25 protein-coding genes are annotated in these 22755 nt (G+C 71.5%); 16 read left to right on the forward strand and 9 right to left on the reverse strand.

The window, feature by feature from the left end:
• Window positions 1-5: 5 nt before the first annotated feature.
• The gene (locus ACFT4A_RS19395; protein ID WP_382831755.1) at window positions 6-1343 is read left to right on the forward strand and encodes a CHAT domain-containing protein; all 1338 of its coding nucleotides are present in this window, start codon (window positions 6-8) and stop codon (window positions 1341-1343) included.
• Window positions 1340-2329, forward strand: coding sequence for a hypothetical protein (locus ACFT4A_RS19400; RefSeq protein ID WP_382831758.1), 990 nt, complete (start codon window positions 1340-1342; stop codon window positions 2327-2329). Before ACFT4A_RS19395 ends, ACFT4A_RS19400 begins: the two co-directional genes overlap by 4 nt.
• A gap of 33 nt (window positions 2330-2362) precedes the next feature.
• On the opposite strand, the gene ACFT4A_RS19405 is transcribed toward ACFT4A_RS19400, so the two are convergent.
• The gene (locus ACFT4A_RS19405) at window positions 2363-2668 is read right to left on the reverse strand and encodes a hypothetical protein (RefSeq protein WP_382831760.1); all 306 of its coding nucleotides are present in this window, start codon (window positions 2666-2668) and stop codon (window positions 2363-2365) included.
• Window positions 2661-3542 carry a mycothiol conjugate amidase Mca gene (gene mca, locus ACFT4A_RS19410; protein ID WP_189722930.1) on the reverse strand — a complete coding sequence of 294 codons (882 nt, stop codon included), beginning with the start codon at window positions 3540-3542 and terminating at the stop codon, window positions 2661-2663. The genes ACFT4A_RS19405 and mca overlap by 8 nt, the downstream gene beginning before the upstream one ends.
• Window positions 3543-3689: 147 nt before the next feature.
• Here mca and ACFT4A_RS19415 point away from each other — a divergent pair, with 147 nt between their 5' ends.
• Together ACFT4A_RS19415 and greA are read left to right on the forward strand one after the other, a co-directional pair.
• A complete protein-coding gene (locus ACFT4A_RS19415; protein ID WP_382831762.1) occupies window positions 3690-4088 on the forward strand; it encodes a DUF4307 domain-containing protein in 399 nt (132 codons plus the stop codon).
• Between the two features lie 179 nt (window positions 4089-4267).
• Window positions 4268-4765, forward strand: coding sequence for a transcription elongation factor GreA (greA, locus tag ACFT4A_RS19420; RefSeq protein ID WP_184591048.1), 498 nt, complete (start codon window positions 4268-4270; stop codon window positions 4763-4765).
• Window positions 4766-4817: 52 nt separating this feature from the next.
• Here greA and ACFT4A_RS19425 read toward each other — a convergent pair whose 3' ends face one another.
• The 3 genes from ACFT4A_RS19425 to ilvA all read right to left on the reverse strand — a co-directional run bounded on the left by ACFT4A_RS19425 (window position 4818) and on the right by ilvA (window position 8008).
• Complete coding sequence (locus ACFT4A_RS19425) at window positions 4818-5675, reverse strand: ABC transporter permease (RefSeq protein WP_184591050.1); 858 nt, start codon at window positions 5673-5675, stop codon at window positions 4818-4820.
• Window positions 5672-6631 (reverse strand): ATP-binding cassette domain-containing protein, encoded by a 960-nt coding sequence (locus tag ACFT4A_RS19430; RefSeq protein ID WP_382831767.1) that lies wholly within the window; start codon window positions 6629-6631, stop codon window positions 5672-5674. The genes ACFT4A_RS19425 and ACFT4A_RS19430 overlap by 4 nt, the downstream gene beginning before the upstream one ends.
• A gap of 147 nt (window positions 6632-6778) precedes the next feature.
• Entirely contained in the window at window positions 6779-8008 is a 1230-nt protein-coding gene (gene ilvA, locus ACFT4A_RS19435) for a threonine ammonia-lyase (protein ID WP_382831770.1), read from the reverse strand.
• Between the two features lie 163 nt (window positions 8009-8171).
• On the opposite strand from ilvA, the gene ACFT4A_RS19440 reads away from it, so the two are divergent.
• The 3 genes from ACFT4A_RS19440 (at window position 8172) to ACFT4A_RS19450 (ending at window position 9828) form a co-directional block, all read left to right on the forward strand.
• Window positions 8172-8678, forward strand: a complete 507-nt coding sequence (locus tag ACFT4A_RS19440) for a MarR family transcriptional regulator (RefSeq protein ID WP_189722925.1) — start codon at window positions 8172-8174, stop codon at window positions 8676-8678.
• Window positions 8679-8813: 135 nt separating this feature from the next.
• Window positions 8814-9311, forward strand: coding sequence for a sigma factor-like helix-turn-helix DNA-binding protein (locus ACFT4A_RS19445; protein ID WP_382831773.1), 498 nt, complete (start codon window positions 8814-8816; stop codon window positions 9309-9311).
• Window positions 9312-9579: 268 nt separating this feature from the next.
• A complete protein-coding gene (locus tag ACFT4A_RS19450; RefSeq protein ID WP_382831776.1) occupies window positions 9580-9828 on the forward strand; it encodes a hypothetical protein in 249 nt (82 codons plus the stop codon).
• A 22-nt stretch (window positions 9829-9850) separates the two neighbouring features.
• On the opposite strand, the gene ACFT4A_RS19455 is transcribed toward ACFT4A_RS19450, so the two are convergent.
• A complete protein-coding gene (locus tag ACFT4A_RS19455; protein WP_382831779.1) occupies window positions 9851-11005 on the reverse strand; it encodes a cystathionine gamma-synthase in 1155 nt (384 codons plus the stop codon).
• A 164-nt stretch (window positions 11006-11169) separates the two neighbouring features.
• Here ACFT4A_RS19455 and ACFT4A_RS19460 point away from each other — a divergent pair, with 164 nt between their 5' ends.
• The 5 genes from ACFT4A_RS19460 (at window position 11170) to ACFT4A_RS19480 (ending at window position 16006) form a co-directional block, all read left to right on the forward strand.
• Window positions 11170-12291: a hypothetical protein gene (locus tag ACFT4A_RS19460; RefSeq protein ID WP_382831781.1), complete on the forward strand. Its 1122-nt coding sequence runs from the start codon at window positions 11170-11172 to the stop codon at window positions 12289-12291.
• 88 nt (window positions 12292-12379) lie between these two features.
• Window positions 12380-13048 carry a peptide-methionine (S)-S-oxide reductase MsrA gene (gene msrA, locus ACFT4A_RS19465; protein ID WP_382831782.1) on the forward strand — a complete coding sequence of 223 codons (669 nt, stop codon included), beginning with the start codon at window positions 12380-12382 and terminating at the stop codon, window positions 13046-13048.
• Between the two features lie 98 nt (window positions 13049-13146).
• Window positions 13147-14253, forward strand: coding sequence for an AI-2E family transporter (locus ACFT4A_RS19470; protein WP_382831815.1), 1107 nt, complete (start codon window positions 13147-13149; stop codon window positions 14251-14253).
• Window positions 14254-14355: 102 nt separating this feature from the next.
• Window positions 14356-15012 carry a DUF4389 domain-containing protein gene (locus tag ACFT4A_RS19475; RefSeq protein WP_382831785.1) on the forward strand — a complete coding sequence of 219 codons (657 nt, stop codon included), beginning with the start codon at window positions 14356-14358 and terminating at the stop codon, window positions 15010-15012.
• Window positions 15013-15064: 52 nt separating this feature from the next.
• Window positions 15065-16006 carry a DUF5829 family protein gene (locus ACFT4A_RS19480; protein WP_382831788.1) on the forward strand — a complete coding sequence of 314 codons (942 nt, stop codon included), beginning with the start codon at window positions 15065-15067 and terminating at the stop codon, window positions 16004-16006.
• Between the two features lie 41 nt (window positions 16007-16047).
• Here the strand turns inward: ACFT4A_RS19480 and ACFT4A_RS19485 are convergent, their stop codons facing one another.
• Window positions 16048-16809, reverse strand: coding sequence for an SDR family oxidoreductase (locus ACFT4A_RS19485; RefSeq protein ID WP_382831790.1), 762 nt, complete (start codon window positions 16807-16809; stop codon window positions 16048-16050).
• Window positions 16810-16914: 105 nt separating this feature from the next.
• Window positions 16915-17298: a VOC family protein gene (locus tag ACFT4A_RS19490; protein WP_382831793.1), complete on the reverse strand. Its 384-nt coding sequence runs from the start codon at window positions 17296-17298 to the stop codon at window positions 16915-16917.
• Between the two features lie 81 nt (window positions 17299-17379).
• Between ACFT4A_RS19490 and ACFT4A_RS19495 the strand changes: the two genes are divergently transcribed.
• The 3 genes from ACFT4A_RS19495 to ACFT4A_RS19505 are packed head-to-tail and all read left to right on the forward strand — an operon-like array spanning window position 17380 to window position 20500.
• Window positions 17380-18438, forward strand: a complete 1059-nt coding sequence (locus ACFT4A_RS19495; protein ID WP_382831796.1) for an ABC transporter substrate-binding protein — start codon at window positions 17380-17382, stop codon at window positions 18436-18438.
• Window positions 18435-19445: a FecCD family ABC transporter permease gene (locus tag ACFT4A_RS19500; protein ID WP_382831798.1), complete on the forward strand. Its 1011-nt coding sequence runs from the start codon at window positions 18435-18437 to the stop codon at window positions 19443-19445. The genes ACFT4A_RS19495 and ACFT4A_RS19500 overlap by 4 nt, the downstream gene beginning before the upstream one ends.
• A gap of 14 nt (window positions 19446-19459) precedes the next feature.
• Window positions 19460-20500, forward strand: coding sequence for a FecCD family ABC transporter permease (locus ACFT4A_RS19505; protein WP_382831801.1), 1041 nt, complete (start codon window positions 19460-19462; stop codon window positions 20498-20500).
• A gap of 48 nt (window positions 20501-20548) precedes the next feature.
• On the opposite strand, the gene ACFT4A_RS19510 is transcribed toward ACFT4A_RS19505, so the two are convergent.
• On the reverse strand, window positions 20549-21589 hold the full coding sequence (locus tag ACFT4A_RS19510) for an NAD(P)-dependent alcohol dehydrogenase (protein WP_382831804.1): 1041 nt from the start codon (window positions 21587-21589) through the stop codon (window positions 20549-20551).
• Between the two features lie 180 nt (window positions 21590-21769).
• On the opposite strand from ACFT4A_RS19510, the gene ACFT4A_RS19515 reads away from it, so the two are divergent.
• A complete protein-coding gene (locus ACFT4A_RS19515; RefSeq protein ID WP_382831806.1) occupies window positions 21770-22696 on the forward strand; it encodes a helix-turn-helix domain-containing protein in 927 nt (308 codons plus the stop codon).
• Window positions 22697-22755 lie beyond the last annotated feature (59 nt).

Below are 22755 nucleotides of genomic sequence, written 5' to 3' on the forward strand. Positions count from 1 at the left end.
CGCGCATGCCAAGAGAGCTTCACGTACGCATCATCCAGGACCCCAGCCGCGGCTTCACCGCCCTGCCCGACGCGCTGACCGAGGGGCCGGACATCACGGTGTCCCTGGACGTCCTGGGCGACGACCGTCTCAGGGCGCGGCTCTACGGCCCGGCCGTGCCGTCGCTGTACGGCACGGAGCACCGGGTGGATCTGGCGGTGCATCCGGCCGAGGTGCGGTCCGCCGCGGCGCGGCTGTGCCGGATGTGGAAGGAGGTCCTGGTCGACCACCGTCCCCAGACGGCCGACGGCCGCCCCGCCGCGGGCGAGCCGGAGACCCCGTACGCCTCCCTGGTGGACCTGCGCTCCCGTCCCGTGGACGAGCTGACCACCCTGATGGAGGAACTCGCCCTGGTCGGCTCGGAGTTGTTGTACGGCACGCTGCTGGGCGGCACCGACCCGCGCATCGCCCGTTTCCGCGGCTATCTGACGGAGGCCCTCGCCCGGGGCGAGGGCCTGCGGGTCCGTTTCGACTCGGATCTGCATCTGCCCTGGCCGATGGTGTGCCTGGCGGCGGAGGACCTGCCGCCCGACCCCGAGCCCCCCGCGGAGGCCCTCCCCGCGCTGTTCCGGCGTTTCCTCGGCCACCGCCATCAGATCGAGCAGACCGGCGGCGCCTACCCCTGGCTCGCCGGCCTGCGCGAGGCCCCCCACGTACCGGCCGTGAGCCTGAACCACGACACCCGCGTCGACCGGGCGGGCCGCACCCGCGCCGCCGACGTGGCGGCCCTCCTCGCCAAGGGCACCCGGTTCGTCGAACGGTCCACCTGGCAGGAACTGGTGAGCGCGCTGGCCCGGTCCGATCTGTGCGAGCAGCTGATGTACTTCTGGTGCCACGGCCGCTTCACCGCCGACGGGGCACAGCCGCCCTCCCTGGTGCTCAGCCTCACCGACCACAAGAGCATCGACGCGCACACGATCCGCGAACGGCGCCGCCGCTTCGGCGTCGACCACCCGTTCCAGCCGTTCGTCGTCCTCAACGCCTGCCACGCGGGGCTGCCCGAGGGAAGCACGGACGCCAAGTTCCTGAGCCGGGCGTTCGTCGACGCGGGGGCGCGGGGTGTGCTGGGCCCGCAGATAGAGATACCCCAGGTCTTCGCGGCCGAGTACGCGCTGGAGTTCCTGACCCGCTATCTGGACGGGACGCAGACCGCGGGCAGCATCGCCCTCGCGGTGACCCGGCACTTCGCCGGCGAACTGCACAATCCCCTGGGCCTGGCCTACGCCCTCCACCACGGCATGGACACCCGCCTGGAACGGGCCGACGCGCCCGACACGGACGCCGAGCGGGAGGTGCCCGTATGAGTGCCACGGATGTGCCGGTGCGCACCGTCGACCTGGGGCCGGACGGCTGGCTGCTGGAGGAGACGCGGCGCGGTCCGCGCCCGGTCCCCGCCGACCGGCTGGCCGACCATTTCCACGAGGAGCTGTCCCCGCCCGCGTGGGCGACGGACCTCCTGGTCTATGTCCACGGCTGGCGGACCGAGCCCGACGCGGCCCTGGTGGCGGTCCGCCGCCTGCTGGCCCTCGCCTCGGCCCAGTACGACCGCCGCCCGGCCCTGTACCGGGGGCTGCGGCCGTGGCAGCCGTGGACCGTGCTGGTCCGCTGGCCCTCCCGCTCGCTGCCCTCGCTCGGGGGCTACCGGCGTATCCGGGACCGGGCGCACGCCATGAGCACCCGGGGTCACGCGGCTCATGTCATCGGCCGGCTGCTCGGCTGTCTGGACGGCCTGCGCGGGGACCCGGCCGCCCCGCCCGTCCTCACCAACCGCGAGGGCCAGTATCTGCACCTGATCGGCCACTCCTTCGGCTGCCGCTTCCTGTGCGAGGCCGTGCAGTGGGCCGCCGACGAGCCGCTCACCCTGGGCTGGAGCACACCGGAGCCGCCCGGCCGGCCCTTCACGGTGGACTCGATGCTGCTGTTGCAGATGGCGGCCCCGCGCGACGCGTTCGCGACCGGTTTCCCCGCTCTCTCCGAGGCGCCGCTGCGCGGCCCGGTGGTCGCGACGTACTCCCGGCACGACCGTGCCACCGGCTTCTGGCATCTGCGGGCCGAGAAGCGGGCGGGTGTCGGCCACGCGGGCATCGGGACCGCGCCCGCCCCCGTCTCGGCGATCCGGATGCTGCCGCGCGCCGAGCCCTACCCCCTCGCCGCGCTCGACCATCGCTTCGTCAGCGTGGACGCGAGCGACGTCTTCGTCCGGGGGCACGGCCCGGCGGGCGCCCACTCCGACCATCTGCGGCCGGAGACGGCGCACCTGCTGCTGTCACTGGCCGCCCACAGCCGGTGACAGCGAGCTGCCGACGGGCGGCAGCCGGGTTGGTCAGCCGTTCGCGGACGGCTTCTTCGCGGGCCCGGCGGCGCTCTCGGCGGACTCCTTCGACTCGGCTTCCGAGTCCGGCTCCGCATCCGCCTCGGCCTGCTCGGCCTCGGGGTCCGGGACCTGGGTGAAGTCGACCCTGTTCATGTGCCGGCTCATGGACTTCATCAGGGCCCACACCGCCAGGGCCATCGCCGCGAAGACGATGAAGCCGAGGACGCCGGGGGTGACCTTGTCCTCGTCGACCTCCTTGGCGAAGGAGACGAGGTGCGTCATTGCCAGGCTTGCGCTTGCGCTCATGTCAGGCATTGTCGCGGACGCCCGCGAAGAGGTCGTCCTCGGGGAGGGAGGTATCGGCGAGAGACTTCGCCAGCTCGTACTCCTCCGTCGGCCAGACCTCCTTCTGGATGTCCATCGGCACCCGGAACCAGCCGCCGTCCGGATCGATCTGCGTGGCGTGCGCGATCAGCGCCTTGTCGCGGATCTCGTAGAAGTCGGCGCACGGGACATGCGTGGTGAGCGTGCGCTGCTTCATACCGAACTCGTCCCAGCGCTTGAGCCAGTCCCCGTACGGCGACTCCAGGCCCCGGTCCAGCATCGCCTGGTGCAGCGCCTCGGTGCGGGGGCGGTTGAAGCCCTGGTTGTAGTACATCTTCAGCGGCTGGTACGCCGGGCCGTACTCGTCCTCCGGGTACTTCTCGGTGTCCGCCGCCCCCTCGAACGCGACCATCGAGATCTTGTGGGTCATGATGTGGTCGGGGTGCGGGTAGCCGCCGTTCTCGTCGTAGGTGGTGATCACCTGGGGGCGGAAGGCGCGGATCTTCCGCACCAGCTCCCCGGCCGCCACGTCCACGTCCTCCAGGGCGAAGCAGCCCTCCGGCAGCGGCGGCAGCGGGTCGCCCTCGGGCAGCCCCGAGTCGACGAAGCCGAGCCACTCCTGCTTGACCCCGAGGATCTCCCGGGCCTCGTCCATCTCCTTCTTGCGTACCTCGTGGATGTGCTCCTCGATGTACGCGTCCCCCTGGAGCTTCGGATTGAGGATGGAGCCGCGCTCCCCGCCCGTGCAGGTCACGACCAGCACGTCCACCCCCTCGGACACGTACTTCGCCATGGTCGCCGCGCCCTTGCTCGACTCGTCGTCGGGGTGGGCGTGCACGGCCATCAGTCGCAACTGGTCAGTCAAGACTCAATCCTCAGTAAGTCGGCGCCCTCTGTGCGTCGGCGCAATCAGCGGCTTCTATAGTGACCGAACCGGGGGGCGAATAATTCCGGGACCGGGCCACGGGGCCTCTTCCAGGACGTTCGCCCCGGCCCTGTCTGGAGGACGATCATGAGTACGGCGAGCACGCGACCGCCCGAGGGCCGTTACGGCCGTACCTCGGACGAGCGCGCCGACCGCAAGCTCAAGATCATCGGCAGCGTCCTCGCGGTGGCGCTGCTGACCCTGGTCGGCTGGTTCGGCTACCACTACGTCGTCAAGAACGAGATCAGCGCCGAAGTGATCAGCTTCGAGCCCGGCAAGGAATCCGTGAAGGTGCATCTGGAGGTCCGCAAGGACGCCGGTGCCACCGGCTACTGCACCGTGCGCTCACAGGCCGAGGACGGTTCCGTGGTGGGCCGGGCCGAATTGCGCTTCACCGGGGACGCCACCGTCATCGACAAGGTCTTCACGCTGCGCACGACGGCGCCCGGGACGACGGCCGAGCTGCAGGGCTGCCAGGCCGACTGAGGCCCCACGGACGTCGCCTGCAATACGTAGCGCCTGACCTGCGTTGACGCGATTCTGATGGCTTATGTCCTCCCCCTTCTGCCCCTGAATTGTTAGGCTCGTGGTTTCGCCCATCCGTGAAGGAACATTCTTCTGGGTAGGGCGATGCTTTGTATTCCCAGTACCTACGAGGAGCACCTGTGACCCAGACCAGCGAGAACGTCACCTGGCTGACCCAGGAGGCGTACAACAAGCTCAAGGCTGAGCTTGCGCACCTTACTGGTCCCGCGCGGGCGGAGATCTCCGCGAAGATCGCCGCCGCGCGCGAGGAGGGCGACCTGCGTGAGAACGGCGGGTACCACGCGGCCAAGGAGGAACAGGGCAAGCAGGAACTCCGTGTGCGCCAGCTCACCCAGCTCCTCGAGAGCGCGAAGGTCGGCGAGGCGCCCGCGGCGGACGGTGCGGTGGCGCCGGGCATGGTGGTCACGATCGCGTTCGACGGCGACGAGGACGACACGCTGACGTTCCTGCTCGCCTCACGCGAATACGCGAGCTCCGACATCGAGACGTACTCGCCGCAGTCCCCGCTGGGCAGCGGCGTGATCGGCCACAAGGTCGGCGAGGACGCCGAGTACGAGCTGCCGAACGGCAAGAAGGCCTCGGTGAAGATCATCAAGGCCGACCCGTACGACGGCTGAACCAACCGAGCCTTGACCTGCCCCCGGCGTCGCTGCGGCGCCGGGGGCATTGTCATGCCGTCGCTGAGCGGTACTTGCGCACCGCCAGCGTCCGGAAGACGACCAGGATGAGGACCGAGTAGATCAGCGAGGCCCAGACGGGGTGCTGCATGGGCCAGGCGTCCGACGGCGACTGGCCCGGGTTGGCGAACAGCACGCGGCAGGCCTGGACCGTGGCGCTGAAGGGGTTCCACTCGGCGATGTGGCGCAGCCATGGGGTCATGTGGCTGGTGTCCACGAACGCGTTCGAGATGAAGGTGACCGGGAAGAGCCAGATGAGCCCGCTGGACGTGGCCGCCTCGGGTGTTCTGACGGACATGCCGATCAGGGCGCCGATCCAGGTGAACGCGTAACCGAGCAGGAGCAGCAGGCCGAAGGCCCCGAGCACCTTGCCGGCGTTGGTGCTGCCGTCGGACCCGACGCGCCAGCCCACCAGCAGGGCCACCACCGCGAGCACCACCAGGGTCAGGGCCGTCTGCACCGAGTCGGCGAGGGTGCGCCCGGTGAGCACCGCGCCGCGTGCCATGGGCAGGGAGCGGAAGCGGTCGATGAGGCCCTTGTGCATGTCGTCGGCGATGCCCGCGCCGGAGCTGGCCGTGGCGAATGTGACGGTCTGCGCGAAGATGCCGGCCATGAGGAAGTTCTTGTAGTCGACGGCGCTGGTGCTGCTGCCGATCTGCATCGAACCGCCGAAGACATAGGTGAACAGCACCACGAACATGATGGGCTGAATCAGACCATAGATAATCATCTCGGGAATGCGGGACATTCTGATCAGATTGCGTTTTGCAACGACCATCGAGTCCCGGATCGACTGGCTGACCGGGTTCGCGGCCGGCGCGACCCGCACGGTGTCGGTGACGGCGCTCACTTGGCTGCCTCCTTGACCTCGGCCACGTGTCCCGTAAGGGACAGGAAGACGTCGTCGAGGGTCGGCCGGCGCAGGCCGATGTCGTCGATCTCGATGCCGCGGGTGTCCAGTTCGCGGATGACCTCGGCGAGGAGCTTGGCGCCGCCGGTGACGGGCGCGGTCAGCTTGCGCATGTGCTCCTCGACCGTGGTCTCGCCCTTGCCGAAGCCGGCGAGGACCTCGGCGGCGGCCTGGATGTGCTCGCGCTCGTGCACCACGACCTCGACGCGCTCGCCGCCGGTGCGGGCCTTGAGCTGGTCGGAGGTGCCCTGGGCGATGACCCGGCCCTGGTCGACGACCGCGATGTCGTGGGCCAGGTGGTCGGCCTCTTCCAAATACTGGGTGGTCAGCAGCAGCGTCGTGCCGCCGGAGACCAGTTGCTTGATGACCTCCCACAGTTGCTGGCGGTTGCGGGGGTCGAGGCCGGTCGTCGGCTCGTCCATGAACATCACGGGCGGTGAGACGACCAGGGCCGCCGCGAGGTCGAGCCGGCGGCGCATGCCTCCGGAGTAGGTCTTGGTGGGCCGGTCGGCGGCGTCCGTGAGGTGGAACTGCTCCAGCAGCTCGACCGCGCGCTCCTTCGCCGCCTTCGCCCTCATCTGGTAGAGCTGGCCGACCATCTGGAGGTTCTCACGGCCGGTCAGGTATTCGTCGACGGCCGCGAACTGGCCGGACAGGCCGATCGAGCGGCGGACGGCGTCGGGCTGTCTGAGCACGTCGATGCCCGCGACGACCGCCCGTCCGCTGTCGGGTCGCAGCAGGGTGGTCAGGCAGCGGACGGTCGTCGTCTTGCCCGCGCCGTTCGGCCCGAGCAGGCCGAGGACCGTGCCCTCGGGCACGTCGAGGTCGACGCCGTCCAGGGCTTTGACGTCACCGAACGTCTTGACGAGACCTTCGGCATAGATGGCGCCTGGCATATGAGTCTCCACGTCTTCGGGGATCACCGGACAGGTAGCTAATGCTTCGCACGAACACACCATAACGCGATGTATCGCGTCTCACAATAGGTTTCATCGGTGTCGCGTTCCGTGAGAAAAAGGGATCTTGACCGGCTCCGGCGCGGCTCAGCTCATGACCGTGTAGCCCGCCTCGCGGAGTGCCCGGCCGACCTCGGCGCAGTGCTCCGGGCCCTTCGTCTCCAGGTGCAGCTCGACCTCCGCCTCCGTGAGCCCGAGCCGTGGGTCGGTCCGTACATGGCTCACATCGAGGACGTTAGCGTCCACCACTGACAACACGCCCAGAAGTGTGGCGAGAGCGCCGGGACGGTCCGTCAGCCGCAGCCGTACGGCCAGGTAGCGGCCCTGCGCGGCCATGCCGTGCCGCAGCACCCGCTCCATCAGCACCGGATCGACGTTGCCGCCCGACAGCACCGCGACGACCGGCCCCTCGAAGGAGCCGGGCTCGCTCAGCAGCGCCGCGACCGGGCTCGCCCCGGCCGGCTCCACGACCAGCTTGGCCCGCTCCAGGCACAGCAGCAGCGCGGCGGACAGCTCGTCCTCGCTGACCGTGCGCACCTCGTCGACCAGCTCGCCGACGAGCCCGAACGGCACGTCGCCGGGCCGCCCGACCTTGATGCCGTCGGCCATCGTCGCCGGGTTCTCGACGGTCACGGGCCGCCCGGCCGCCAGTGAGGGCGGGTAGGCCGCGGCGCCCTCCGCCTGGACGCCCACGATCCTGAGGTCCGGCCGCAGGGCCTTCACCGCCACCGCGATCCCGGCGGCGAGACCGCCCCCGCCGATGCCGACGACGATCGTGCGCGCCTCGGGGCACTGCTCGAGGATCTCCAGGCCCACCGTGCCCTGGCCCGCGATGATGTCGGGGTGGTCGAAGGGGTGGATGAACACCGCGCCCGTCTCGGCCGCGTACTCCTGCGCGGCGGCCAGCGTCTCGTCGACCACCTGGCCGTGCAGCCGCACCTCGGCCCCGTAGTCCCGGGTGGCGCTGACCTTGGGCAGCGGGGCGCCCTTCGGCATGAACACCGTGGAGCGCACGCCGAGCAGCGAGGACGCCAGGGCGACGCCCTGCGCGTGGTTTCCGGCGCTCGCGGCGACGACACCGGCGGCGCGCTCCTCGGGCAGCAGCCCTGCGATCCGGACGTACGCGCCGCGCAGCTTGAACGAACCCGTCCGCTGGAGGTTCTCGCACTTGAGGTGCACCGGTGCGCCGACCATCTGGGAGAGGTGCCTGCTGCCTTCCATCGCGGTCACCCGCGCCACACCCGAGAGCATCTTCTGGGCGCCGCGCACATCGTCGAGGGTGACGGGTCGCAAGGAGTCAGCCGTGCTGTAGCTCATGACACCAGCATCGCAGTTCACAGGCGGGAACGACGGTTGTGACCAACCTCCGAGACCCGCTTTGTGAAGCGCCGGTACGACCCGCCCCCCGGCCGCGTACCCTGTCCCCCAATCAGCCAGCCCTCCACGAAGTGAGCCCCCGGCGATGCCCACAACACCTGAAATGTCGATGGACATGACGACCGTCGGTGACACCGGTCTTCTCGACACGCTGCAGCACGAGGTCGCGCTGTTCGCCCGCCGTGCCGAACAGACCCGGCTCGGCGGAGTCGGACAGGTGCGCAACTCCATGGACCGCGCCGCGTACCTGCTGCTCAACCGTCTCGACAAGGAAGGCCCGATGGGCGTCAAGGCGCTCGCCGCGAGCATGGGGATCGACTCGTCGACCGTCACCCGGCAGGTGGCTCCGCTGGTCGACACCGGTCTGGTGAAGCGGACCTCGCACCCCGAGGACGGACGCGCGGTGGTGCTCCAGCTGTCCCCGCGCGGGCAGGCCCGGCTGGAGGAAGTGCGCTCGTCGCGGCGGCAGTTGATGGCCGAGCTGACCGAGGAGTGGGAGCCGGAGGAGCGCGAGGCGTTCTGCACGCTCCTCACGCGCTTCAACAGCGCGCTGTCCGCCCGGATGGCGGTGCCGGGGGTGCCGGGGCCGGAGACGCAGTCGCCGTCCTGAGCGCCGGCCGTGCGCGGCTCTTGACCTCGGGGCCGACCCTGGCCTGATATGAGACCGGGTCCTGTCGTACGCGGCCGTCGCGTCCGTACGCGGCCGGGCCCGCATCCTCGGGGTCGCCGGCGGGCGGGAGGCGCGATGCGACAACGGCATGCGTCCCAGGCGGCCCGTCGGGCCCGGGAGTTCGAGGCGTTCGTCGCGGGCGCGGCGGGACGGCTGCTGCGCACCGCCACCCTGCTCACCGCCGAGTCCCCGGACGACAATCCCCGCGCGCGGCGCCTGCTGACCCTGTCCTTGGCGCACACGTACGCGTGCTGGGACCGGCTGCGCGGCGAGGATCCCTACGACCGCACCCGGCAGTACCTCGCCACCCGCTTCGCGCGCGGCACCTGGCACCGGTACGGCGGCCGCGCCCGCCCGCACCCCGACAGCCCCCTCGCGCCGCTCACCCCGCAGGAACGCCTGATCCTGGTCCTCAGGCTCTACGAGGGCGTCGCCGAGGAGCAGACAGCCGCCCTGCTCGGCCTGTCCGCGGAGCGCGTACGGGCCATCTGCCACCGCGCGACGTCGACCCTGCTGCACCGCCCGCGGGGACCGGCACCGTCGGTGACGGCCGCGAAGGCGGTGCCGTCATGAGCCTTCCGGCGACCGGGGGCCGGCACCGGCGGCAACGACAGGGAGCCGACCGTGCGCCGGCTGAGGGCGGGGCCGGCATGAGCCCTTCCCCCGACCGGGGCCGACATGAGCGGCAACGACAGGCAGGCGACCGTACGGCAACTGAGGGCGGTGCCAGCATGAGCCCATCCCGCGACCGGGGCCGGCATGAGCGGCTGCGACAGGCAGGCGACCATGCGGCAGCTGAAGGCGATGCCGCCATGAGCCCATCCCCCGACCGGAGACCGTCATGAGAGGGACCGACCGCGAGGCGACCGTGCGGCGGATGATGGAGCGGGCGCAGCGGCCTGTGCCGCCCGAGATCTACACGGAGGCGGTGCGCCGGGGCGGTCGCATGCTGCGGCGCAGGGCGCTGGCCCGCCGGATGCTGTGGCTGCTGCTGCTCACGGCGGCCGTGGCGTTCACGGTGTGGGCGCTGACGACGCGCCCGTGGGTGGAGCCGCCGTCGGACACGACTCCACCCCTCACCGGCTGGTGACCCCTGGAGGGCCGGGGTCTTCCTAGCCGAGCGCCTGCTGAAGGTCTTCCACCAGGTCGTCGGCGTTCTCGATGCCGACGGACAGACGCACCAGGTCGGCCGGGACCTCGAGGGCCGAGCCGGCGACGGACGCGTGCGTCATGCGGCCGGGGTGCTCGATGAGCGACTCGACGCCGCCCAGGGACTCGCCCAGCGTGAACACCTTGGCGCGGTTGCAGACCTCGACGGCCGCCTCCTCGCCGCCCTCGACACGGAACGAGACCATGCCGCCGAACGACTTCATCTGCTTGGCGGCGATCTCGTGGCCGGGGTGCTCCGGCAGGCCCGGGTACAGCACGCTCGTCACACGCGCGTGCCGGGTGAGCATGTCGGCGACCTTGACGGCGTTCTCGCTGTGCCGGTCCATGCGGACGGAGAGCGTCTTGGTGCCGCGCAGCACCAGCCAGGAGTCGAAGGGCCCGGCGACGGCACCCATCGCGTTCTGGTGGAAGGCCAGTTCCTCGCCCAGGTCGGCGTCGCTGGTGATCAGCGCGCCGCCGACGACGTCCGAGTGGCCGCCCATGTACTTGGTCAGCGAGTGCACGACGATGTCCGCGCCCAGGGCCAGCGGCTGCTGGAGGTAGGGCGTGGCGAAGGTGTTGTCGACGACGAGGCGGGCGCCCGCGTCCCGGGCGATCTGCGCGACGGCGGCGATGTCGGTGATGCCGAGCAGCGGGTTGGAGGGGGTCTCCACCCACACGACCTTGGTCTTCGGGGTGAGAGCGGCCCGTACCGCCGCCGGGTCGCTGGTGTCGGCGACCGACCACTCCACACCCCAGCGGGCGACGACCTTGGCGAACAGCCGGAAGGTGCCGCCGTAGGCGTCGTTGGGGATGACCACGTGGTCGCCGGGGCTGAGCAGCGTACGCAGCAGGCAGTCCTCGGCCGCCAGCCCGGACGCGAACGCGAGACCGCGGCGGCCGCCCTCCAGGGCGGCGAGGTTCTCCTCCAGCGCGGTCCTGGTGGGGTTGGCGCTGCGGCTGTACTCGTAGCCGCCGCGCAGACCGCCGACGCCGTCCTGCTTGTAGGTCGAGACCTGGTAGATCGGCGGGACGACCGCGCCCGTCAGGGGGTCGGCCGTGTTGCCCGCGTGGATCGCGAGCGTCTCGAAGTGCTGACTGATGTGCCTGTCGCTCATGAGGACCGAGGGTAGTGCGCCGAGACGAAGAGTGCCGGAGTACGAGTCGAAGCGCGCCCGGCGCCGGGTTTTCCACAGGTCCGCCGGGGGCCGCCCGGCCGGGTTTTCCACAGGTTCGGGGAGGGGGTTGGCCAATTGTCGGCGCGGTCTGGTTCGCTTGTTCCATGGAGATTCTCTGGGTCCTGATCGCACTGGTCATGCTGGGCTTCGTGCTGCTCCCCTTCCTGCGGCGCAGGCGCGGGGGTGCGATCGGACTGGTCTCGCCCGACCACCCGGACGCCGCGGACCCGGCGAACTACGGCTTCGTCCGCGAGGAGGAGCTCGACATCCGCATGCCCGGCCCCGACCAGGACCTGCTCGACGTCCTGGACGTGGTGCAGCGCTCGCAGGACTACCACGCGGCGCAGCAGCTCCTCGCGGGCACGGAGACGGAGGGCGAGCGGCGCTGGCAGCGGGTGCAGGCCTTCGCGGGTGCCGCCTCGCTGGAGCTCGCGCAGCGGCCCGGCGGGGTCGGCGAGGCGCCGGGCGGGCAGTGGCTGCGGGTGTGGCGGGCCGAGGCGCCCAAGGACGCGGGCGGCGCGGCGGTGCACGCCGAGTTCCTGGTGCAGCAGGCGTGGCGGACGGCGACGCCGGGGACGGACGAGTTCCGGATCATCATGGAGGAGGCCAGGTCGGCGTGCGGCGACGCGGCGTTGCTCTCCCCCGGCGATCCTGTCCCCTACATCGTCGAGCTGTCGGTGGCCCGCGGGCTGGGCTACTCGCAGAAGGACTTCGAGCAGGTCTGGCTGAAGATCCTGGACCGCGATCCGGCGCACATGGGAGCGCACCTGGCCGCGCTGCACTACTGGTGCGAGAAGTGGCACGGCTCGCGTGAGCTGGCCTACTCGTTCGCCGAGGCCGCGGCGGCCCGCGCGCCCCAGGGCTCGCTGCTCGCGGCGATGCCCCTCTTCGCGGTGTTCGAGCACCTCCCCGAGGTGACGCTGGTCAGCAGCTTCTGGCAGTCCGAGGTCGTCACGAAGGCGATGCACGGCGCCCTGCACGCGGTGCACTCGGCCCGCGCCGACGACCCGATGCTGGCGCACGCGCGGCATCTGCTGGTCTTCTTCCTGGTCCGCAGCGAGCGCTGGGCGGAGGCCATGAGCCAGCTGATACACATCGACGGCCATGTCGGCGCCCTGCCCTGGACCCTGTCCCAGGACCCGGCGGCGGAGTTCGCGGTGTACCGGGCGCTGGCGGTGGCGGGCTACGAGGCGAACGGCGGCAGCCCGGCGAGCCTGCCGCACTGAGGCACGGGCTGCGGCCGGAATTCCCCCCGGCCGCCGCACGTTGTAGGGAGCGTCGCCCCGGCGCGGCGTCGCCCCGATTGGAGACCGCATGTTCCTGCACAGCCGTACGCCCCAGCTGCCCTCCCCCGAGCAGGCGCTGCCCGGCCGCCCGGAGCCGGCGTTCACGGTCCCCGACCGCCACACCGTCCTCGGCAACGCCCTGCTCGGCCCCTACCCGGAGGGCCTGGAGGTCGCCGACTTCGGCCTGGGCTGCTTCTGGGGCGCCGAGCGCAAGTTCTGGCAGCTCCCGGCAGGAGTGTGGACGACCCTGGCCGGCTACCAGGGCGGCCACACCGAGAACCCCACGTACGAGGAGGTCTGCTCGGGCCTGACCGGCCACACGGAGGTCGTGCGGGTGGTCTTCGACCCGAAGCTGATCTCGTACGAGCGCCTGCTGAAGACGTTCTGGGAGTCCCACGACCCCACGCAGGGCTTCCGTCAGGGCAACGACGTGGGCACGCAGTACCGCTCGGCGGTCTACACCCACACCCCGGAGCAGGCGGCCACCGCCCAGTCCTCCCGCGACTCCTATCAGAGGGTTCTGGCCTCCTCCGGGTTCGGCGAGATCACCACCGAGATCGCCCCGGCGCAGGGCCGCCCCTTCTACCCGGCCGAGGGCTACCACCAGCAGTACCTGGACAAGAACCCGGCGGGATACTGCGGCATCGGCGGCACGGGCCTGTCCTGCCCGATCGGTGTGGCCAAGGCCGAGGGCTGACCCCCGGCCCCGCGGAGCGAGCGAGGGACGGGACCGCTGACTACGCGGGGGCTCCCTGGCAATAGGGTGCCCCCGTGACTGCCCCTTTGAGTTCGACCCTGAGTTCGACGAAAGCCCGTCACGCGCTGCGTCTGTCCGCGCGGGTGTCCGCGGAGCTGCTGCTGGTCTTCGTGATGCTGGCCGTGTCTCTGTGGCTGCTGGGCCGGATGTGGTCGGTGGTGTGGCCGCTCGTCGTCGGACTGCTGCTGACCACGCTGACCTGGCCCGCGGCCCGCGCCCTGCGTCGTCGCGGGTGGCCGCCCGCGCTCGCCGCGTCGCTCGTGACCGTGCTGTTCCTGCTGGTCGCCGTGGGCGTCGTGGCACTGATCGCGGTGCCGGTGGCGTCGCAGTCCGGTCAGCTGACCGACGGCGTGGTCGAGGGCATCCAGCGGCTGCGCGAGTGGGCCGCCGGGCCGCCGCTGAACATCGGTGACGCCCAGATCAACAAGGCGTTCGACACCGCGGTCGCACGCGCGCAGGACGGCCTGGGCAGCATGGTCACCACGGTCGTCACGGGCGTGAGCACCGTGGTGAACGGCGTGATCACCGCCGTCCTGGCCCTCTTCCTGATGTTCTTCTTCCTCAAGGACGGACCGAAGTTCCTGCCGTGGCTGTCCCGGCAGCTCCCCGGACGGTTCGCCGCCGACGTCCCGATCGTGTTCGCGCGCGGCTGGGCCACCCTGGGGTCCTTCGTACGGTCCCAGGCGGCCGTCGGACTGCTCGACGCGGTCCTGATCGGCCTGGGTCTGTGGATCCTGGGCGTGCCGCTGGTGCTCCCGCTGGCGGTGCTGACCTTCGTCTCCGCGTTCGTGCCGATCATCGGCGCCCTGTTCGCCGGTTTCGTCGCGGTCCTGATCGCGCTGGTCTCCAACGGCGTGACGGACGCGCTGATGGTGCTGGCCATCATCGTGGTGGTGCAGCAGCTCGAGGGGAATGTCTTCCAGCCCATGATCCAGAGTCGTGGGCTCGGCCTCCACGCGGCCGTGGTGCTGCTGGCCGTGACGCTGGGCGGCAGTCTGGCCGGCATCGTGGGCAGTCTGCTCGCCGTCCCGATCGCCGCGCTGATCGCGGTGGTGTGGAACTACGTGCGCGAGCAGCTCAGCGACCCGCCGCGGGAACCCGACGGCACCGACGAGCCGGACGCCATCGCGCCCGTCCTGTCGTAACGGCCCCGGGCGCGCGATCGGTCATGGACGCGCGAACGGCCCCGCCCGGGTCGCGGGGCTCCTCCTCGCTTGCGAATCTGCAGGCGAAAGGAGTCGCGCCACATGCTTCCTGTCAACGCGTCGCCCGTGCGTATCGAGGCGTCTGTGGACGCCCGGCTGTCCCGATGGCTGTGGCTGGTGAAGTGGCTGCTCGCCATCCCGCACTACATCGTGCTGTTCTTCCTGTGGATCGCGTTCGCGGTCGTGACGGTCATCGCGTTCTTCGCCATCCTGTTCACCGCCCGCTACCCCAGGTCCCTCTTCGACTTCAACGTCGGCGTGCTGCGCTGGAACTGGCGGGTCGGTTACTACGCCCACACCGCCCTCGGCACCGACCGGTACCCGCCGTTCACCCTCGCCGACGTGCCCGACTATCCGGCCCGCTTCGACGTCGTCTACCCCGAGCGGCTGTCGCGCGGACTGGTCCTGGTGAAGTGGTGGCTGCTGGCGATCCCGCAGTACATCGTGGTCGCGATGTTCGTCGGGGGCGGCTGGGGCGAGGGCAGTTGGCGCGGCGCTGGGCTGATGCCCTGGCTCTCCCTGGTCGCGGTGGTCATCCTGCTGTTCACCGCCCGCTATCCACGGCACCTCTTCGACTTCCTGCTGGGCCTCGCCCGCTGGTGCGCGCGGGTGACCGCCTACGCCGCCCTGATGACCGACCAGTACCCGCCGTTCCGGATCGACCTGGGCGGCCAGGAATCCCCGGCGAAGAGCCTCTGACAACGCCGCGATCCCCAGCGGAAGCGGTTCCTCCCGCTCTACGCTCCTTCGTATGGTTCTCAGACGAGCGTTACAGGTGATCATGGTCGTCACCCTGGCCCTCGCGGGGGCGGTCCAGGGCGGGGTGGGTTCGGCGCGGGCCACGGACGCCGGACGGCAATTGCTGTTCTACAACCACGCCTACGGCGTCCTCGACCGGGAGACCGCCGACGCCATCGAGCACTCCGCCTATCTGCGCGACTTCGCCAACTTCCAGGTCCGCACCACGACCGGTTCCGGCGGGCAGACCTGGACCGGCCGCTATCTGATGGGGCGCGAGACCTACCTGGAGCTGTTCGGGGTCGGCGACCTGCCCGGCAAGGACGGCACCCTCGGCGCCAGCGGCATGGGCGTCTCGACCGAGCGGAAGGGAGACCTGGTGACGGTGCTCGCGCGGCTGCGCGAGCAGGGGGTCGGCGACCCGATCGAGTTCCGGCAGACGCGCGACTTCGGCGACGGCGTCCCCGTGCCGTGGTTCGACGCCGTCTTCACCACCGACCAGTACGACCGCTTCGGCGCCTGGGGCATGGAGTACCGGCCGGAGTACTTCGCCGACCCGCGCGGCAACACCGAGCCCGCCGCACACCCCGGTGACGTGGGCCGGGAGCGCTATCTGTCCGACGCCTACCGCGACCACCTGATGCGGGACGTGACGGGCATCCGGCTCGCGGTGACCGCGCGCGACCTCACCAACACGGTGCCGCTGCTGAAGGCCGGCGGGTTCGCCGTGCGCTCCCTGCCGGACGGGGGCGTCGTCGCGAAGGGCGGCACCACCACACTCCGCTTCGACGCCGTGCCCCTCGACCAGGTGGGCCTGCGACAGGTCCGGATGTCCCTGAACCGGCCCGTGGCGTACCGGCACGACGAGCGCATCGGTCACTCGACCCTCGCCGTCGGCCCGGGGCCCCGTGCCGTGTGGACCTTCGACGACCAGGACCGGCCGGCTTCCCGGTAAGGCCCGTAAGGCCCCCAGGAGCCCCCTAGCCCCCTAGCCCCCTAGCCCAGCCGCTCCGCCAGGAACTCCTCCCAGGTCCGCTTCCCCTCCTCCGCCCCCCGCAGGGTGAGGTTCGCCCCGGCCCGGTACGCCCGCCCCGCCTTGCCGGGGATGCGCACCGGCAGCATCGGGCGGCGCCGCCCCCTCAGGCGGAGGTAGGGGCGGGCCAGGTCGGCGAGGCCGTGGACGTGCGGCCCGGTCAGGTCCGGGACGAGGCCGGACGGGGTGCCGAGGGTCAGTTCCGCGAGGCGGGCGGCGACTTCGCGGGAGTCGACCGGCTGGAGCCGCAGGCCGCCGGGGACCGGGAACACCGGCAGCTTCGCCATCTTCTCGACCATGGTCAGCGCGAGGTCGTGGAACTGGGCCGCGCGCAGGGTCGTCCACGGGATGCCCGAGTCGGCGACGGCCCGCTCCGACTCCAGCTTCGTCCGCATCCAGGCCAGCGGCACCCGGTCCGCGCCGATGACCGAGATGTAGACCAGGTGCCGTACACCGGCCCGGGACGCGGCGCGCACCAGATTGCGGGTCGCCTCGTCGTCGCCCTTGGGGCCGCCCGCCAGGTGCAGCACGGTCCCCGCGCCGTCGAGGGCGGCCTCGACGCCCTCGCCCTTGAGCAGATCGCCGGTGACGTACTCGATGCCGTCCGCGGCCGGACGGGCGTTCCTGCTGAGGATCCGCACCTCGTGGCCGGCCGCGCGCAGCAGCGGGACGACATGGCCGCCCAGGGTGCCCGTACCACCGGTGACCAGGATGGATGACGTCATGACCACTCCCCGATGTCGACTTCGCGGTTCGCTGTCGCGGTCCGCCTTCGCCGGTATGACGGAGGGCGGCGGGGAGATGTGACAGACGCGCGGCCAAGAGGAAAGTCAGCCGCCGCTGCCGTACGGCCTCGTGATGATCTCCAGTCGGTGGCCGTCGGGGTCGTCGAAGTACGCGCCGCGACCGCCGTCGTTGTGGTTGATCTCGCCGGGGCGGCTGTGGAACGGGTCCGCCCAGTACGTCAGACCGGCCTCCTGGATACGGCCGAAGATCACGTCGAACTCGTCCTCCGAGACGAGGAAGGCGTAGTGCTGCGGCGTGATGGTGCCGGGGGTGTCCATGTAGTCGAGCGTCACGCCGTTGGCGATCTCGACCGGGAGGAACGGGCCGTAGGGCGGGCTCACTTCGAGTCCCAGGAGGTCGGCGAGGAACCGGGCCGAGGCGCGCTTGTCGTGCGCGACGACGATGGTGTGGTTCAGCTGCACGGTCATGGTGGGCCTCCCCTCCCGACCCACCATACTCCGGCACACATTAAGGTAAGCCTCACCTTATTTCATTGATCGGAGTACGTGGTGCGTGCAGTGGGACTGAGGGCCGCCCTGGCCCTGGCCGTCGCCGGAGGGCTGCTGGCCGGTTGCTCGTCGCCGGGCGGCGGCAGCGGGGACGGCAAGCAGGGGGACGGCTCGCGCAGCGAGGTCATCGGCGCCGCCGAGGGCTCCGCCGGGCCCTCCGCCGCGCCGAGCGGCCTCGCGAAGGGCATGGGCGCCGACACCGACGAGGACGGGGTCTTCCCGCGCACCGTCAAGCACTTCGAGGGCAGTACGGCGATCAAGGCCGAGCCACGGAAGATCGCCGTCCTCAGCACCGGGCAGCTCGACGACCTGCTGTCGCTGGGGATCGTCCCGACGGCGACCACCCGCGCCGACAACGCCGGCCTCGTGCCCGGCTACCTGGCCGACGCCTTCCCGCGCCACAAGGACCGGCTCGCCGGCATGACCGACGCGGGCACCCGTTCCGCCCCCAACCTGGAGACCCTGGCCGCCGCCCAGCCGGACCTGATCCTCGCCAACGACTCGCTCGGCGAGCTCTACCCCAAGCTGTCGAAGATCGCGCCAACCGTGATCACCGCAGGCAACGGCATCAACTGGAAGCGCGACCTGCTGCTCGTCGGCGAGGCGGTCGGCAAGGGGCAGGGGGCACGGCGCCTGCTCGACGGCATCGCCGCGGACGCTCGCGCCAAGGGGCGGGACGTACAGGGCGACCCGGCCGTCTCCATGGTGCGGTTCACGCCCGACCGGACGCGCATGTTCGGCGTCTCCTCCTTCACCGGGTCCCTCTCCGTGGACATGGGGCTGAAGCGGCCGGAGTCCCAGCGGTTCACGGCGATCTCCGAGGACGTCGGGCCGGAGAGCATCGATGTCGCCGACGGCGACTGGATCTTCTACTCGGTGCAGGGCGACCCGGAGAAGACCGACGCCGGGAGTGTGCTGGCCGGGCCGCTGTGGAAGTCGATGAAGGCCGTCGACGCCGGGCACGCCGTGAAGGTCGACGACGACCCCTGGTTCCTCAACGCCGGTCCCACCGCCGCCCGCCTCGTCGTACGGCAGCTCGCCGAGCACCTCGGCAGGTGACCCGGCGTCTCGCCGTCCGGCCGCCGGCCGCGCTCTCCGTACTGGGTGCCGTGCTGGTGGTGGCCGTGGCCGGTCTCCTCTCCCTCGCCGTCGGCACCCGGCCGGTGGCGCCGGACCATGTGCTCGACGCGCTGCTGCACGGCGGCGGCTCCCCGGACGCGCTCGTCGTACGGTCCCTGCGGGTGCCGCGGACCGCGGTGGGGCTGGCCGCGGGCGCGGCGCTCGGCATCGCGGGGGCCGCGTTGCAGGCGGTCACCCGCAATCCGCTCGCCGACCCGGGGATCCTCGGGCTGAGCCAGGGCGCCGCGGCCGGGGTCGTGGTGGCCATCGCGTCCGGGCTCGCCGGCGGCTTCGGCGGCTACGTCTGGTACGCCTTCACCGGCGCGGTCGTGGCCGCGTGCCTGGTGTACGGGATCGCCGCACGCGGCCGGGGCGGGGCCTCGCCGGTGAAGCTGGCGCTGGCCGGGACGGCCCTGTCCGCGATGACGGCGGGTGCCATGACGGTCGTACTGACGGCCGGCTCGGCGACGCTGGACCAGTTCCGGTTCTGGCAGGTCGGCGCGCTCAGCGGCCGGGACGCGGACACGGTCGGCGCGATGCTGCCCTTCCTCGGCGTGGGGCTGCTGGCGGTGCTGGCGTGTGCCCGGGGCCTGGACGCGCTGGCGCTCGGCGACGACGCGGCGCGGGCCTTGGGGCATCGGGTCGGGCTGGTGCGGGGTGCGGCGGCTGCGGGGGCGACGCTGCTGACCGCCGCAGCGGTGGCCGCGGCCGGGCCGATCGCGTTCGTGGGACTGGCCGTGCCGCACCTGGCCCGGCGGCTGGTGTCCGGGGGACATCGCATCGTGCTGCCGTTGTCCGGACTGCTCGGGGCGGGCTTGCTGGTGGGAGCCGACGTGGCGGGGCGCGTGGTCCGGGCTCCCGCCGAGGTGCCGGCCGGGGTCATGACGGCGGTGGTGGGAGTGCCGGTGCTGGTGGTGCTGGTACGGCGCAGAGGAGCTGTGACGTGACCGATACAGCACGAATGTCCCCAGCCGAGCCGGCTCACCGCCAGGTCTCCGTCCTACGGCCCCACCCTCGCGTCTCCCTCCTCCTCCACCGCCGTTCCGCCGCCGTCGCCCTGGCCCTCGTCCTGCTCCTCGGCGTCGTCATGCTCCTCTCCGCCTGTGCCGGGCAGGCGTACGTATCGCCCGGCGAGGTGTGGCACACCCTGCGGACCGGGAGCGGCCCTCACGAGCTCGTCGTGGGCGAGTTGCGGGTGCCCCGGATCGTGCTGGGGGCGCTGGTCGGCGGGGCGCTGGGCGTGGCGGGGGCCCTGGTGCAGGCCGTGACGCGCAATCCGCTGGCCAGTCCGGATGTCATCGGAGTCGGGCACGGGGCCGCCGCGGCGACCGTGTTCGTGCTGGCGACGGGGGCGGTGAGTTCCCCGGGCGCGCTGCCCGCCGTGTCGGTCGCGGGCGGGCTGGCCGCCGCCGCGCTGGTCTATGTGCTGGCCTGGCGGCACGGCATGCAACCGAGCCGGTTCGTGCTGACCGGCGTCGGGATCGGCGTCGCACTGGGCGCCGTGGTGCAGCTGTATCTGACGGACAGCGAGCTGGAGGCCGCCGAGCAGGTCAAGCTGTGGCTGACCGGGAGCCTGAACGGGCGGGGCTGGGAACAGGCCGGGCCGCTGGCCGTGGTGTGCCTGCTGTGTCTGCCGGGGCTGGTGTGGGCGAGCCGGGCGGTGCGCCCGCTGGGACTCGGCCCCGAGACCGCGGCCTCGCTCGGCGTACGGGTGGACCGGGCCCGGCTGGGACTGACGGTCCTGGGCGTGGTGCTCGCGGCGACCGCGACCGGCGCGGCGGGCCCGATCGGCTTTGTCGCGCTGACCGCTCCGCAGCTGGCGAGACGCCTCACGCGAACACCGCAGCTACCGCTGCTCTCCTCGGCTCTGACGGGTGCCGTGATCCTGGTCGGCGCCGATCTGGCGGCCCGTACGCTGCTGCCGCCGCTGGAGATCCCGGTGGGCGCGCTCACCTCGCTGGTGGGCGGGCCCTACCTGCTGTGGCTCCTCGGGCGACGCTGAGGGCCCCGGCGCACGATCGACGTGCTTCCGAGGCCCCCATGATCAGTCTCAGATCGTCGCCGTGTCGATCACGAACCGGTACCGCACATCGCTGTCCTCCACGCGCTTGTACGCCTCGTTGATCTGGTCACCGCGGATCAGCTCGATCTCGGCACCGAGGCCGTGCTCGGCGCAGAAGTCCAGCATCTCCTGGGTCTCCGGGATGCCGCCGATCATGGAACCGGCGAGCGACTTGCCGCCGCCGATCACCGAGAAGAGGCTGAGGGAGACCGGCTCCTCGGGGGCGCCGACGTTCGCCAGCGTGCCCTCGGGCTTCAGCAGCCCCAGGTAGGCGTTGAAGTCCAGCGGGGCCGACACCGTGGACACGATCAGGTCGAACGTGCCGTTCAGCTCCTCGAAGGTCTTCGGGTCGCTGGTGGCGTAGTAGTGGTCGGCGCCGAACCGCAGGCCGTCCTCCTGCTTGCGCAGGGACTGCGACAGCACGGTGACCTCGGCACCGAGGGCGTGGGCGATCTTCACGCCCATGTGGCCGAGGCCGCCCAGGCCCAGGATCGCGACCTTCTTGCCAGGGCCGGCGCCGAAGCGCTTGAGCGGGGAGTAGAGGGTGATGCCGGCGCACAGCAGCGGGGCGGCGACATCGAGGGAGAGGCCGTCGGGGATGCCGACGACGAAGTTCTCGTCGACGACGACCTTCTGCGAGTAGCCGCCGTAGGTGGGCTCGCCGTCCCTGCCGACGGCGTTGTACGTCTGGATGTTGCCCTCGACGCAGTACTGCTCGTGCCCGGCCTTGCAGTTCTCGCACTCGCGGCAGGAGTCGACCATGCAGCCGACGCCCACGCGGTCGCCGACGGCGAACTTCGTCACGCCCGGGCCGACCTCGGTGACGACACCGGCGATCTCGTGGCCGGGGACCATCGGGAAGATGGCCTCGCCCCAGCCCTCGCGGGCCTGGTGGATGTCGGAGTGGCAGATGCCGGCGAACTTGATGTCGATCAGGACATCGAACTCGCGGACCTCGCGGCGCTCGATGGTGGTGCGCTCCAGCGGAGCCTTGGGGGCGGGTGCGGCGTACGCGGCGACAGTGGTCATGCCGGGGTTCTCCTAGCGGGGGTTGTGTGCCCGGCTGCCTTCTGGATCTTCTGACCGGGCACGCACACCAGCGTGCCGAAAACGCGAGCGTCTACCCAGACCACGGTTTTGCGTACGTACACGGTGCGTACCACTGGCGGGGTCAGGCTCGTGTGCGTACGACCATGAATACTGGAGGGCATGGACGAACAGCCCGAACCCGTACAGGAGCCCGCATCGCAGTCCGGCGGGGGCCTGGACCGGCGTGCCGAGCTCAGTGAGTTCCTGCGCACCCGGCGTGCCCGGCTGAAGCCGGAGGACGTGGGGCTGCCCGACTTCGGGCGGCGGCGCGTGCCCGGGCTGCGCCGTGAGGAGCTGGCGCAGCTGGCCGGGGTCTCCGTGGCGTACTACACACGGCTGGAGCAGGGCAACGGGCGCAACGTCTCGGCGGAGGTGCTGGACGCGATCGCGCGCGCCCTGCGGCTGAGCGACGCCGAGCACGCCCATCTGACGCACCTGGCGAAGCCGAAGCAGCACAAGAAGAAGCCGGTGGCGCGCACCCAGCAGGTGCGGCCGACGCTGCGGCATCTGCTGGACTCGATCGACACCGTCCCGGCGTACATCGTGGGGCGCCGCTCGGACGTCCTGGCCTGGAACCGGATGGCCGCGGCCCTCTTCGGCGACTGGGCGGAGCTGCCGGCGCCGGAGCGGAACTGGGCGCGGCTGGTGTTCCTGCGGCCCGAGTACCGCGACCTGTTCGTCGAGTGGGACCAGAAGGCGCAGGACATGGTCGGCTATCTGCGCATGGACGCGGGCTGCCACCCGGACGACCCGCGGCTGTCCGCCCTGGTGGGCGAGCTCTCCGTGAAGAGCGAGGAGTTCCGCCGGCTGTGGGCCGCGCACGACGTCAAGGAGAAGAGCTTCGGCGTCAAGCGGCTGCGGCACCCGCTGGTCGGCGACCTGACCCTGTCCTTCGAGACGTTCCGCCTGGTCGACGACGCCGAGCAGTCCCTGATCACGTACCACGCGGAACCGGACACCCCGTCGGCCCAGGCGCTGCGCCTGCTGGCGAGCTGGGGCGCGGACGCGACGCGGGCGGGGGCCGGGAGCACGACCCCACCGGCCTGACCTGCACGAACGGCCCGCCTCCCATGCGAACGGCCCCGCGGAAGCCGAGGCTTCCGACG

It is taken from the genome of Streptomyces sp. NPDC057099, assembly GCF_042671245.1.
In the GTDB taxonomy this organism is placed as follows: Bacteria; Actinomycetota; Actinomycetes; order Streptomycetales; family Streptomycetaceae; genus Streptomyces; species Streptomyces purpurascens.

Bases quoted from the DNA above. Each gene is read 5' to 3' on its own strand.
- ACFT4A_RS19515 (WP_382831806.1), top strand. From the start codon at position 21,770: ATGGACGAACAGCCCGAACCCGTACAGGAGCCCGCATCGCAGTCCGGC.
- ACFT4A_RS19480 (WP_382831788.1), top strand. From the start codon at position 15,065: ATGGTTCTCAGACGAGCGTTACAGGTGATCATGGTCGTCACCCTGGCC.
- ACFT4A_RS19395 (WP_382831755.1), top strand. From the start codon at position 6: ATGCCAAGAGAGCTTCACGTACGCATCATCCAGGACCCCAGCCGCGGC.
- ACFT4A_RS19445 (WP_382831773.1), top strand. From the start codon at position 8,814: ATGCGACAACGGCATGCGTCCCAGGCGGCCCGTCGGGCCCGGGAGTTC.
- ACFT4A_RS19490 (WP_382831793.1), bottom strand. From the start codon at position 17,298: ATGACCGTGCAGCTGAACCACACCATCGTCGTCGCGCACGACAAGCGC.
- ACFT4A_RS19430 (WP_382831767.1), bottom strand. From the start codon at position 6,631: ATGCCAGGCGCCATCTATGCCGAAGGTCTCGTCAAGACGTTCGGTGAC.
- ACFT4A_RS19475 (WP_382831785.1), top strand. From the start codon at position 14,356: ATGCTTCCTGTCAACGCGTCGCCCGTGCGTATCGAGGCGTCTGTGGAC.
- ACFT4A_RS19405 (WP_382831760.1), bottom strand. From the start codon at position 2,668: ATGCCTGACATGAGCGCAAGCGCAAGCCTGGCAATGACGCACCTCGTC.
- ACFT4A_RS19450 (WP_382831776.1), top strand. From the start codon at position 9,580: ATGAGAGGGACCGACCGCGAGGCGACCGTGCGGCGGATGATGGAGCGG.
- ACFT4A_RS19455 (WP_382831779.1), bottom strand. From the start codon at position 11,005: ATGAGCGACAGGCACATCAGTCAGCACTTCGAGACGCTCGCGATCCAC.
- ACFT4A_RS19415 (WP_382831762.1), top strand. From the start codon at position 3,690: ATGAGTACGGCGAGCACGCGACCGCCCGAGGGCCGTTACGGCCGTACC.
- ACFT4A_RS19510 (WP_382831804.1), bottom strand. From the start codon at position 21,589: ATGACCACTGTCGCCGCGTACGCCGCACCCGCCCCCAAGGCTCCGCTG.
- msrA (WP_382831782.1), top strand. From the start codon at position 12,380: ATGTTCCTGCACAGCCGTACGCCCCAGCTGCCCTCCCCCGAGCAGGCG.
- ACFT4A_RS19485 (WP_382831790.1), bottom strand. From the start codon at position 16,809: ATGACGTCATCCATCCTGGTCACCGGTGGTACGGGCACCCTGGGCGGC.
- ACFT4A_RS19440 (WP_189722925.1), top strand. From the start codon at position 8,172: ATGTCGATGGACATGACGACCGTCGGTGACACCGGTCTTCTCGACACG.
- ACFT4A_RS19505 (WP_382831801.1), top strand. From the start codon at position 19,460: ATGTCCCCAGCCGAGCCGGCTCACCGCCAGGTCTCCGTCCTACGGCCC.
- ACFT4A_RS19400 (WP_382831758.1), top strand. From the start codon at position 1,340: ATGAGTGCCACGGATGTGCCGGTGCGCACCGTCGACCTGGGGCCGGAC.
- ACFT4A_RS19460 (WP_382831781.1), top strand. From the start codon at position 11,170: ATGGAGATTCTCTGGGTCCTGATCGCACTGGTCATGCTGGGCTTCGTG.
- ilvA (WP_382831770.1), bottom strand. From the start codon at position 8,008: ATGAGCTACAGCACGGCTGACTCCTTGCGACCCGTCACCCTCGACGAT.